This window comes from Sphaerisporangium fuscum (genome assembly GCF_018531465.1).
Lineage (GTDB): Bacteria > Actinomycetota > Actinomycetes > Streptosporangiales > Streptosporangiaceae > Sphaerisporangium > Sphaerisporangium fuscum.
Genome location: NZ_JAHDTF010000033.1, coordinates 91,496 through 102,662, shown reverse-complemented (window position 1 = coordinate 102,662; position 11,167 = coordinate 91,496). Strand labels below are relative to the sequence as shown.

Here is an 11,167-nt window from a genome sequence, read left to right as displayed (position 1 = left end):
GATGTACACGAGCCATCACGCCGCTCAGGGCGTGACCACCGGGCGGCGCGGACTTCGGGCCGTCGTGCGGACGAAGGACGGCTGGGCGGTGCCGCACGCGGTCGTCACCGTGACGGACATGTCCGGCAGGCAGGTCGCGCGGGCCGAGGCGGACACCGACGGCAACGTCGCGACCGCCCCGCTCGCCCCCGGCCCGTACACGGTCGTGGTCACGGCCCTCGGGTACGCGCCGGTCGCATCAACGGCGATCGCGACGGGGTCCGGCAGCGCCGAGCTGGGCGTTCTGGTGCTGGCCCGGCAGGGCGGCGTGGAGCTGCCGCCGCCCGGGGTGTGGATCATCGATCCGGCGCACTCCAAGGTGGCGGCGACCGCGCAGCACCTCGGGCTGTCCAGCGTGCAGGGAAGGTTCTCGGAGTTCGCCGGGCGCATCGAGATCGGCGCCACCGCCGAGGCGTCGGGCGTGGTGGCGCGGATCGAGGCGGAGTCGATCGACACCGGCAACCGGACGCGCGACGACCACCTGCGTTCGGCGGACTTCCTTGACGTGGCGGCGCATCCGGTGATCTATTACCGGAGCACCGCCCTGCGCGCCGCCGGTCCCGACCGATGGACGGTGGAGGGCGAGCTGACGCTGGGCGGCATCACCCGCCCGGTCGATCTCGACCTGACCTACCTCGGTACGAGTCCCGATCCCTGGGGTGGGCTCCGCGCGGCGTTCCAGGCGGTCACCGAGCTCACCCGTGAGGACTTCGCCATGAACTACAACCAGGTGGTGGCGGCGGGGATCTCGCTGATCGGCGCGACGCTGAAGGTGGAGCTGGACATCCAGGCGGTGCAGGGGGAATGAAGGGAGGGGAGGCGACGTGATGACCGAGACCCAGTCGGCGGTGCCGGTGGACGAGTACGAGGCGTACTGCGCCCTGGAGCGCCAGCTCGGCGTGCTGTTCCGGCGTTCACGGTCGATGTCGGCGGAGATGGGACGCCAGGTGCACCCGGAGCTGGAGCCGGGCGCGTACGGCATCCTCGTCCGCATCGACGAGGCGGCCCCGGCCCGTCCGAGTGACCTGGCGGCGTACTTCGGGGTCGGCAAGGCCACGATCAGCCGCCAGTTGAAGGTGCTGGAGGAGCTCGGCCTGATCGGCCGCCAGCCCGACCCGCTCGACGGCCGTGCCCACCTGCTGGCCCTCACCGAGGAGGGCCGCACACGGCTGGAGGGCGCCAGGCTGGCGCGCCAGCAGCGGTTCTACGCGCTGCTCAGCACCTGGCCGCAGGAGGACGTACGGCTGCTGGCGACGATGCTCGCCCGTTTCAACGCCCTCGCCGAGTCGTACCAGTCCTGACCGGGCCCTACTTGGTGGGCAGGGCGACGCCGCCGGCGTTGCCCGGGGCGTACACCGTGATGCCCTGCGGCAGCGCCTTCAGTTTCTCGATCTCGGCGCAGGTGCCGCACTTGTTGTAGCCGTCCTGGCGCACCTTGTTCGCCTCGGCCTGCGCGCGGGCCGAGGCGACGGTGGCCTGGGCCTCGGCCACGGCGGCGAAGGCCGCCTGCGAGCGGTCGACCGCCGCCTGCACCTGGGCCGGCAGGGTGACCCTGACCAGGTTGAACTTCAGGTCGACCAGGAACCTCGCCCCCAGCATCTGCTGCACGTCGCGTTCGAGCGTGCTGTTGATGGCGTTCTGCACCTTGGTGAGGGTGGCGTTGTTGTCCTGGGGGGCGAGCCGGATGGCCTTCTGCTGGGCGCCGCTCTCCACGAAAGCGCAGGAGGAGACCAGTTCGGCGCACCGGAACGCGCCGACCTGGCTGCGCAGGGCGTTGTCGATGACGGGGCGGATGGCCTGCCCGAAGAAGCCGGACCACCCTTCCTCGCCGTCCCAGGCGTAACGCATCTCGTTGTCCTGGCCGCGGAACCGGCGGGTGCCGAACTTGTCGTCGAACAGTTTCAGCGTCTGGTGGTCGAGGTTCATCGAGAAGTACAGGGTCCCCTCGATGCCCATGTTGACGCCGTCGCTGCTCGGCACCGTCACCACGTCGACGCCGAGCAGGGTGCTGCGCTTGGCGTCGGCGGTGATCGTGTAGAAGCGCTGCTGGGCGGGGTACTTGTGGACCTGCGACCACCAGCCGGTCCACGTGAGCCCGGAGCCCGGGTCGATGACGTCGCGGACGCGGTTGTCGTCGAGCGGGCCGCCGTCGCGGATGACGGCGACCTCTCCGCCGTTGGTGCTGTCGAAGCCGTGGAACAGCCCGATCGTGGTGACGACAGCAGCGATCAGGGCCGCCACCGTCGCGGCCGACACCAGCGTGGTACGTAAGGACATCAGGGACCTCCAGGGTGAGTCCCCTCAACGGTAAATATTGTTGAACAAGAGGACAAGAGTCTCGGTGGACGACTTCCTGAGACCGGTTATGAGCCCGATATCAGCCAGTAATAGGTGGAACCGGATTCCGGCGACATAATGCTTGCGGCATGGTCCGGATATCGGTTCTCGGTACCCTGCGCGCGAGTGTCGGCGGCACGGACGTCGATCTCGGGACCGCCCGGCAGCGCGCCGTACTGGCGCGCCTGGTCGCCGAGGGCGGCCGCGTCGTCTCCACCGACCGGTTCATCGACGACCTCTGGCAGGGCCAGCCGCCGCCCAAGGCGCTCGCCGCGCTCCAGGTGTACGTCTCCAACCTCCGCCGTGCCCTCGAACCGGACAGGCGTCCGAGAACACCGGCGTCGGTGCTGGTCAGCGCCCCTCCCGGATACAGGCTTCAACTGGGCCCCGACGACGTCGACGTCTGGCGGTTCCCCCGGATGCTCGAGGCCGGCGCCGCCGGCCTCGTCTCCGGCGCGTACGCCGAGGCCGCCGCGCTGATCGACCAGGCCCTCGCCCTCTTCGGGGACCGGCCCTACGGCGAGTTCGCCGAGGAGGAGTGGGCGGCGCCCGAGGTGGCCAGGCTGGAGGAGCTGCGCCTGGCCGCCCTGGAGTACCGGGCCGAGGCGCACCTCGGGCTGGGACGCCACGTGGAGGCCGTACCCGACCTGGAGAACCACGTACGGGCGCACCCGCTGAGGGAGAACGCCGTCCGGTTGCTCGCCCTCGCCCTGTACCGCTCGGGCAGGCAGGGTGACGCCCTCACCGTGCTGCGCAAGGCCCGGCGGCATCTGGCGGAGGAGCTCGGGCTGGACCCCGGTCCCGCCCTGCGGGAGCTGGAGGCCGACATCCTCGTCCAGGCGGCCTCCCTGGATCGCAGGTCGGCCGCACCGGACCCCTGGCCTCCCCCTCCGGAGCCGCGACCGGCCGTCCCCGACGTGCGGCGGGAGCCCGAGATGGTCGGCCGCGCGGCGGAGCTCGGGCGGCTGGAGGAGGTCGTCCGGCGGCCCGCGGACGGCTTCCGGATGGTCTGGGTGGCGGGCGACGCCGGGTCCGGCAAGAGCACCCTGCTCGACGCCCTCGCCGCGCTGGCCGAGCGGGAGGGCCTGCTGGTCGCCTACGGCCGCTGCCCTGAGACCGGCGGCGGTGCTCCTCCCGGCTGGGCCTGGAGTGAGGTCCTCCGCGGCCTCGTCGCGCACCGCCCGCCCTCGCACGACCTGGCGGCACGGCTCGCGCCGCTGCTGACCGACGACGGCGCGACGTCCGCGCAGTTCCTGCTCGCCCGCGCCCTGGCCGAGTACCTCACCGGCGTGGCCGCGTCGGCTCCGCTGCTGGTCGTCCTGGAGGACGTGCACCGGGCCGACGGTGAGACGCTGCACCTACTGAGGTACCTCGCCGTCCCCGCCACGCCGGTGCTCGTCGTGGCGTCCTACCGTCCCGCCGAGGCCGAGGCCGATCTGACGGCGACCCGGGCGGCCCTGGCGGCCCGCACCGCCGCCCACCTCGACCTGCCGGGCCTGGACGAGGCCGAGGTGGCGCGCCTCCTCCTGGACCGTTCCGGCCTACGGGTCGACGCCGCGACGGCGCGCGTCGTGACCGAGCGCACGGGCGGCAATCCTCTGTTCGTCTGCGAGACCGCGCGGCTGCTGGCCACCGACGGCTCCGCGGCCGTCCACGCCCTGCCTCCCGGAGTGCGGGACCTGATCCGCCGCAGGGTGGCCAGGCTGCCCGGTACGGCCCAGACCGTCCTGCGCGACGCCGCCATCGTCGGCAGGGACGTCGACGTGGAAGTGCTCCTCGCGATGCACGACGCCGCCGACGAGGAGACCGTCCTCGCCGGGCTGGAGGCCGGGGTGCTGACCGGGCTGCTCGCCGAGCCTCGCCCCGGCCACGTCCGCTTCGCCCACGTGCTGGTCCAGGAGACGTTGTACGAGGACACCCCGAAGATCCGCCGGGCCCGCCTGCACGGGCGCGTCCTCACGGCGCTGGAGCGCGTCTGCCCGGCCGACGTGGCCGCCCTCGGGCACCACGCCCTCGCGGCCGCCACGACCCGTACGGTGGGGCGCGCGGTGGAGTACGCGGCCGCGGCGGCCAGGCGCGCCGCGGGCCTGCACGCGCACGCGGAGGCCGCGCGCCTGCTCCAGGGGGCCCTCGACCTGCTGGCGGACGAGCGTGACCCGCGGCGCCTGGACCTGCTGTGCAGGCTCGTCTCGGCCCGTGCCCACGCCGGCGACGTGCTCGGCGCGCTGGACGCCAGGGCCGAGGCGCTGGCCGAGGCCCGGCGCACGGGGGACCGCGAGGCCGTCGCCCGGGCCCTCACCGCGTACGACGCGCCGGTCACCTGGACGATCCAGCCGAACCGCATCATGAACGCCGGCCTGGTCGCTGCCATCGAGGAGGCGCTCGCCGGCGCCGAGGGCTCGATGCGGTGCCGGCTGCTCGTGACCCTGACCTTCGAGGTGGAGGGGCACGACCTCCGGCGGGCGGAGGCGGCCGGCGTCGAGGCGCTGGAGATCGCCCGCCGCCTCGACGACCCGGAACTGCTGTGCCGGGCGCTCAACGCCCGCTCCTTCAGCCTGCTCCACCCCGCGCACCGGGAGGAGTTGGAGGAGAACGGCCGGGAACTGCTCGACGTCGGAGCCCGGCACGGGCTGCTGGCCTACCAGACGCAGGCGCACCACTCGCTCTTCATGGTGGCCCTCGGGCACAACGACCTGGAGACCGCCAGGCACCATGCGGACCGCGCGGTGGAGTACTCCACCAGCGGCCAGTTCGGCCTGGCCCTGAGCATCCTGGCCATCTTCGACGCGCTCGCCTTCATGATCCGTGGCGACTTCGAGGAGTCGTGGCGCAGGCACGCCGAGGTCGTGAGCCGGATGGAGGCGGCCGGCGGGTTGAACGCGCACCTCCAGAGGATCGTCGGCCGGTTCATCATCGGCCTCGCCCGGGGCGACGGCGGGGAGATGCTCTCCGAGATGCGGGAACTGCACGCGCGGCTGGGGGACATCTTCACCGAGTTCTTCGCCAGAGCCCTGGTGGCGGCCGGGCGGCTGGAGGAGGCCCGCGCCGTCTGGCATCCGGAGTCGGAGGTGCCGCGCGACTACACCTGGCTCGGCATGATGTCGCTGCGCGGCGAGACCGCGGTGGCGCTGGGCGACCACCGGATCGCGGAGCGGTGCTACGAGGAGCTCCTGCCATGGCGGGGCGAGCTGGGCGGGCTGCACTGCGGTTCGGTCACGGTCGGACCGGTCGCGCACATCCTCGGCGACATCGCGCTGCTCCTCGGCCGTGCCGACGTCGCGGCCGGTCACTTCGAGCAGGCCGTCCAGGTGGCCGAGCAGGTGGGTTCCCCGCACTGGGCCGAGCGGGCACGGCAGGCCCTCGGGCGGCTCAGACCTCCGCGAGCGGCCCGAAGATGAGGCGACGGCGGCGCCGGTGGGGGCCCCGCGTGAGCGCCAGCATGAGGGAGAGCACCGGGCCGGCGAGTTCGCGCAGCTGAGCCATCTCCTCGGGCCGGGCGTACTCGCCGATGCGCGGCAGCTCGAAGGCGATGTTCCCGCCCTTGCGGGCCTCGTTCTCGACCATCCGCCAGTCGGCGGCGGAGACGTACGTCCGGATGATCGGGAAGATCGTCCGTTCCTCCTCCTGGATGTGCTCGTCGAGGAGGTCGGCGAGGGTAGCGAGCACGGTGGCGAGCCGTCCGGCCGGCGAGGGGCCGGTGGCGAAGGCGTGGGCGGCCCGGCGGGCCTCCTCCAGCAGGGGGACGAGCTCGGAGTGGTCGTCGGACAGGTCGGAGAGGTCGACCGCCGCACCCGCCGAGCGCTCCAGGAGCGGCCAGAGCACCTCGTCCTCCACGGTGTGGTGGTGGTGGACGCTCGCGCAGAGCTTGGCCACGAAGTCGGAGATGGCCGCGGCCCTCGTCCGGTCGCAGGTCTGCCGTCCGGCGGCGATCTCCGCCGTCACGGCCGCGAGGCGCCGGGTGTCCCCTCGCATGGCCCGGTGAGCGATACGGAACCCCAGGGTGTCCGGAGTGCTGGTCATCGTGTGCTCCTTGCGGTGGGTCCGAGACGTGTCGCTGCCAGCATCCGAGGGGGTACTTGTCGCTTTCTTGCGGGCGACTTAGGGTCCGCCGAGGCCTGCGGGAGGCCGGTGACGTGCCGGGATACCTGATGGATATGGGATCGGAGTCCCTTCTGAAACAGGTGGTGATTAGGAATACTCTGGGCGGCTATGGAGACGCGGTGGGTGGGGCCGGACGGTTACGAGATCACGGCCGCGACGAACGGCGGGCGGCAGGTGCTCCGTCTCCGGCGGTACGGCGAGGTCGTCGCCGACTGCTTCAGCGTCGAGGAGCTGCGCCGCTTCGTGGACCTCGCGGACCTGTGCGAGGTGGTGACGCTTCCCTTCGGCATGGCGCGCCGGCGTCAGGAGGCGGTGCGTTAGAGGGCCGCCGGAGGCCCCCGCCAGGGTGGGACCTGCCCGGGAGTTCTGATTCGCATCGGTCGCGTGGTCCGTGTATGGTTACACCTGTCCGCAGGGGGCGACCGGGAGACCGGGAGCCACTGCCAGGGCAGGCCCCTTTAGCTCAGTCGGCAGAGCGTCTCCATGGTAAGGAGAAGGTCTACGGTTCGATTCCGTAAAGGGGCTCGAAAGCGTGAACGCCCTCTCTCGGGATTCCGAGGTGGGGCTTTTCGCTTGGGTGGATATCCGATGCTCAATGGTCCGCCTGAAATAGGGGAAGTGCGAGGGCCCAGCGGTCAGGCATACTTGGAGCACCTGGTCCCGATCGGGCATGCGAACGGGCATGCGCGATCGTCCGACAGGTCGGGTATCCTTTCGAGGCCGGTCGAGTTCGCCGGCCCCCGAGGCGGAGTAGCTCAGTCAGGCAGAGCAAGCGGCTCATAATCGCTGTGTCGCCGGTTCAAGTCCGGCCTCCGCTACTACCCTGCCGGGTCCTCCCCACAAGGAGGGCCGGGTTCGGGTTGTCCATGTGTCCCAAACGTAGAAAGGCACTCCCACGTGGCTGCCACCGACGTTAGGCCGAAGATCACGCTGGCCTGCCAGGAGTGCAAGCACCGCAACTACATCACGCGGAAGAACCGGCGCAACGACCCGGACCGGCTTGAGCTGAAGAAGTACTGCCCCAACTGCAAGTGCCACCGTCCCCACCGCGAGACGCGCTGACGCTGAGCAGGCACCGCTCGCGCCGGCCGACCGCCGCCGAGTGATCGGGGCCGGGCCGCCGCGACGTGCTGAGGGCAGGCGCCCGGCGTGCGGGGGGTACGTCCTCGGGCGCGCATCCGCCATCGCCTCGCGGTACCGCAAACCTGGCATCGACACCACCGGCGTTCTCCTGGAGAGAGCGCCGGTTTGTCGCGTCCGGGGCCCTGCGTCGGCGGGCCCCGCAGCACTGCCGAATGTTGTTCTGTTACCGTCGGCTCATCAGCTCCCGCGTCGCGAAAGGGCACCGGCACGATGGCTTTGAACCGTGATTTCGTGGGGCGGACGTATCCGTCGTCCACCCCGTACGAGGTGAGCCGCGTCAAGATCAAGGAGTTCGCGGCCGCGATCGGTGACCACAACCCGATCTACCGCGACCGGGAGGCCGCCAGGGCCGCCGGGCACCCCGACGTCGTCGCCCCGCCGACCTTCCCCATCGTGTTCAGCCTCTCCGGCGCCGGCGAGGCGCTCGCCGACCCCGAGCTCAACCTCGACTTCTCGATGGTGGTCCACGGCGAGCAGCGTTTCGAGTACACCCGCCCGATCTACGCCGGCGACGAGCTGCTGTGCACCTCGACGATCAGCGAGATCCGCAGCGTCGGCCGCAACGAGCTGCTCACGGTCACCAGCGAGGTGACGACCCTCGCGGGCGAGCCGGTCTGCAGGACCTACAACATCATCATCGAGCGCGGAGGGGCGGCGTAACCGATGACCGCGACCGTGAAGTACGACGAGGTCGAGGTCGGGCAGGAGATCCCGGCCGTCGACTACCCCGTCCACCGCGTCGACCTCGTGATGTACGCCGGCGCCTCGGGCGACTTCAACCCCATCCACTGGAACGAGCGGTACGCCAAGGCCGTCGGCCTGCCCGACGTCATCGCGCACGGCATGTACACCATGGCCGAGGCCGGCCGCTTCGTGACCGACTGGGCGGGCGACCCGGGCGCGGTCGTCGACTTCGGCGTCCGGTTCTCCTCCATGGTGGTCGTCCCCGACAACGACGAGGGCGCGGTGATCACCGTGAGCGGCGTCGTGCAGGAGAAGCTCGACGACAACCGGGTGGTCCTCTCGCTCACGGCCAGGTCGGGGGACGCCCGGGTGCTCTCCCGGGCCCGCGCCACCGTGCGCCTGGCCTGAGGGTTCGCATACGGCCGTCCTTGACCGGCGGGCGCGAATGCTTCGGCCCGAGCTGGGTAATGGGCGAGCGTGAACGAGCCACCGAACCACGTATACGGACTCGCCGAGCAACGGGCCAAGGCCAGGGCCGAACACGACTTCGACACGGCCGACGTGCTCAGGCAGGAGATAGAGGGCGCGGGCTGGCTGGTCCACGACGCAGTCGAGGGGTTCCAGCTGGTTCCGAAGCCGCCGTTCAAGGTCTGGCCCACGGTCGCCGCCATCCCGGCGTCGGGCGGGGCCTCCACGGACGACCGCGGAAAACCTGAGGCCGCCGCCGAGGCGGTCCAGGCGCGGCACCCCGGAGGCCGGAGGCTGGCGGCCGGGGGCGCGGCGAAGACTCCGGGGCTCGGCGAGGACACCGAGGCCGAGACGGGCACCGAGAACATCGTCGCCGCACAGGTGCTGTGGGACTCCACTCTGTCGGCGTCCCGACTGGACGAGGCGATCAGCGCCGCCGCGACCGCCCAGAGCCACGACGAGGTCGCCTCGACGGTCGTGACGGTCGCCCTGCTCGTCGACGGCCACCCGGCCGACCTGCGCAAGTGCCTCGACGCGTTGATCACGCACACCGACGCCAAGATCATGGCGCTCGACCTGGGCGATGTCGACGGCGCGGGTGTGGTCCTGCACGAGCTGGCGCAGCGGCACCCCGAGCGCGTCGAGGCCTGGCACGTCGCCGAGACGCCGCACTGGCGGGGCGGCACGGCCGGGTGGGGCGCGAGCCGCAACAAACTACTCGAACTGGACTCCGCTGACGTGCACGTCGTCATGGAGACCTCGACCGTCCTCGACGGCGACGCGATCACGCCGCTGGCCGCCGCTCTCACCGGCGACGTGGTGGCCGCCGGATGGAAGGGCGTCGAGCCGGACGAGGACGGCCGCGACTGGCACGAGGCCGGGCCTGGCGAGGTGCGGGGCCTGCTGGGGTACCTCCTCGCCGTCCGCCGCGAGGCGGCGCTGCGCGTGGGCGGGTTCCCGGAGAAGGCGCGGTACTACCGCAACGCCGACCTGGAGTTCTCGCTCACGCTGCCCGGCAAGGTCGTCGTGCCCGACGTCGGGCTTCCCGTCCACCAGGAACGGCACCGCGGCTACCACGACGTCGACCCCGGCTACCGCGACAGGGAGTCCCGCCGCACGTACGAGCGCGTCCTCGGCCTGCTCCGCTCCGGCGCCCACCGCTGATCCGCGGCTTCGCGGAGCGGTTTAGGCTGTTGGGCGGTGTGCCCGGCCGCGGGCGCCCGTCGGTACGTGGCTGGGGAAGGTGCATGGCTGAGCGTGTGGCAGGGGTACGGCTCGCGCCGTACACCACGTTGAGGGTGGGCGGGGCCGCCCGTGCCTTCGTCGAGGCCGGGACGGACGAGGAGATCGTCGACCTGGTGACCGAGGCCGACCGGGCCGGCGAGCCGGTGCTGCTGCTCGGCGGCGGGAGCAACCTCGTGATCTCCGACGACGGCTTCGACGGCCTGGTGATCCGGGTCTCCTCGCGCGGGGTCGACGTGCGCGACGACGGGAACCGCGCCGTGGTGACCGCTCGGGCGGGGGAGGACTGGGACGCCCTGGTGGCCCGGGCGGTGGCCGAGGGCTGGTCAGGCATCGAGTGCCTGTCCGGCATTCCCGGTTCCGTGGGGTCCACGCCCATCCAGAACGTCGGGGCGTACGGGCAGGACGTCTCGCAGACCGTCACCGGGGTCCGGGTGTACGACCGGCGGGCGGGGGAGGTGCTCGACCTTTCCGCCGAGCAGTGCGGTTTCGCCTACCGGCACAGCGCCTTCAAGGCCGATCTCGCGCGTTACGTGGTGCTGTCGGTGACGTACGCCCTGGAGAAGTCCGATCGGTCCGGGCCCGTCGCCTACAAGGAGCTGGCGGCGAAGCTCGGTGTGGAGATCGGCGAGCGGGTCGGCCTGCACGAGGCGCGCAGGGCCGTGCTCGACCTGCGCCGGGGCAAGGGCATGGTGCTCGACGCGTCCGACCCCGACACGTGCAGCGCGGGGTCGTTCTTCACCAATCCCGTCCTGGGCGAGGAGCAGGCCGCCGAGCTGGAGCTCCGGGCTCCCGGGTTCCCCCGGTGGGACATGCCGGGCGGCGCGGTGAAGGTGCCGGCGGCGTGGCTCATCGAGCACGCGGGCTTCCCCAAGGGATACCGCCGCGGCCCGGCGCGCATCTCCACCAAGCACACCCTCGCCCTGACCAACCCGGGCGGGCTCCACGTCACCGGCTTCCCGACCGACCCCGAGGCTCCGGGCTTCGGGTCCGCCGAGCAGGGCTGGGCGTCGCCGCCCGACGGCGCGGCCACGGCGTCCGAGCTGATGGCCCTGGCCAGAGAGGTCAAGGAGGGCGTGGAGGCCAAGTTCGGCGTGACCCTCGTCAACGAGCCGGTCCTGGTCGGCCTCACCCTCTGACCCTGAAGGGGGGC

11 protein-coding genes and 2 tRNA genes are annotated in these 11,167 nt (G+C 71.9%); 11 read left to right on the top strand and 2 right to left on the bottom strand.

Going from position 1 to position 11,167, the window contains the following annotated elements:
- The first annotated feature begins 1 nt into the window (after position 1).
- Positions 2-847 (top strand): YceI family protein, encoded by an 846-nt coding sequence (locus KIK05_RS36085; protein WP_250564017.1) that lies wholly within the window; start codon positions 2-4, stop codon positions 845-847.
- A 19-nt stretch (positions 848-866) separates the two neighbouring features.
- The gene (locus KIK05_RS36080; RefSeq protein WP_214415335.1) at positions 867-1,340 is read left to right on the top strand and encodes a MarR family winged helix-turn-helix transcriptional regulator; all 474 of its coding nucleotides are present in this window, start codon (positions 867-869) and stop codon (positions 1,338-1,340) included.
- 7 nt (positions 1,341-1,347) lie between these two features.
- On the opposite strand, the gene KIK05_RS36075 is transcribed toward KIK05_RS36080, so the two are convergent.
- Positions 1,348-2,316, bottom strand: coding sequence for an SPFH domain-containing protein (locus tag KIK05_RS36075; protein WP_214415334.1), 969 nt, complete (start codon positions 2,314-2,316; stop codon positions 1,348-1,350).
- Between the two features lie 149 nt (positions 2,317-2,465).
- On the opposite strand from KIK05_RS36075, the gene KIK05_RS36070 reads away from it, so the two are divergent.
- Positions 2,466-5,774, top strand: a complete 3,309-nt coding sequence (locus KIK05_RS36070) for an ATP-binding protein (protein ID WP_214415333.1) — start codon at positions 2,466-2,468, stop codon at positions 5,772-5,774.
- On the opposite strand, the gene KIK05_RS36065 is transcribed toward KIK05_RS36070, so the two are convergent.
- Positions 5,746-6,396 carry a hemerythrin domain-containing protein gene (locus tag KIK05_RS36065; protein WP_214415332.1) on the bottom strand — a complete coding sequence of 217 codons (651 nt, stop codon included), beginning with the start codon at positions 6,394-6,396 and terminating at the stop codon, positions 5,746-5,748. The genes KIK05_RS36070 and KIK05_RS36065 overlap by 29 nt on opposite strands.
- Positions 6,397-6,585: 189 nt before the next feature.
- Between KIK05_RS36065 and KIK05_RS36060 the strand changes: the two genes are divergently transcribed.
- From KIK05_RS36060 to KIK05_RS36025, 8 genes are all read left to right on the top strand, one after another.
- Positions 6,586-6,798, top strand: coding sequence for a transposase (locus KIK05_RS36060; RefSeq protein ID WP_214415331.1), 213 nt, complete (start codon positions 6,586-6,588; stop codon positions 6,796-6,798).
- A gap of 131 nt (positions 6,799-6,929) precedes the next feature.
- Positions 6,930-7,002, top strand: a tRNA-Thr gene (locus tag KIK05_RS36055).
- A 219-nt stretch (positions 7,003-7,221) separates the two neighbouring features.
- Positions 7,222-7,295 (top strand) — tRNA-Met (locus tag KIK05_RS36050).
- A 79-nt stretch (positions 7,296-7,374) separates the two neighbouring features.
- On the top strand, positions 7,375-7,539 hold the full coding sequence (rpmG, locus tag KIK05_RS36045) for a 50S ribosomal protein L33 (RefSeq protein WP_114028158.1): 165 nt from the start codon (positions 7,375-7,377) through the stop codon (positions 7,537-7,539).
- Between the two features lie 291 nt (positions 7,540-7,830).
- Positions 7,831-8,280: a MaoC family dehydratase N-terminal domain-containing protein gene (locus KIK05_RS36040; RefSeq protein ID WP_214415330.1), complete on the top strand. Its 450-nt coding sequence runs from the start codon at positions 7,831-7,833 to the stop codon at positions 8,278-8,280.
- 3 nt (positions 8,281-8,283) lie between these two features.
- On the top strand, positions 8,284-8,712 hold the full coding sequence (locus tag KIK05_RS36035; protein ID WP_214415329.1) for a MaoC family dehydratase: 429 nt from the start codon (positions 8,284-8,286) through the stop codon (positions 8,710-8,712).
- 69 nt (positions 8,713-8,781) lie between these two features.
- Positions 8,782-9,936 carry a glycosyltransferase family A protein gene (locus KIK05_RS36030; RefSeq protein ID WP_214415328.1) on the top strand — a complete coding sequence of 385 codons (1,155 nt, stop codon included), beginning with the start codon at positions 8,782-8,784 and terminating at the stop codon, positions 9,934-9,936.
- Positions 9,937-10,019: 83 nt separating this feature from the next.
- A complete protein-coding gene (locus KIK05_RS36025; RefSeq protein WP_214415327.1) occupies positions 10,020-11,153 on the top strand; it encodes a UDP-N-acetylmuramate dehydrogenase in 1,134 nt (377 codons plus the stop codon).
- Positions 11,154-11,167: the final 14 nt, after the last annotated feature.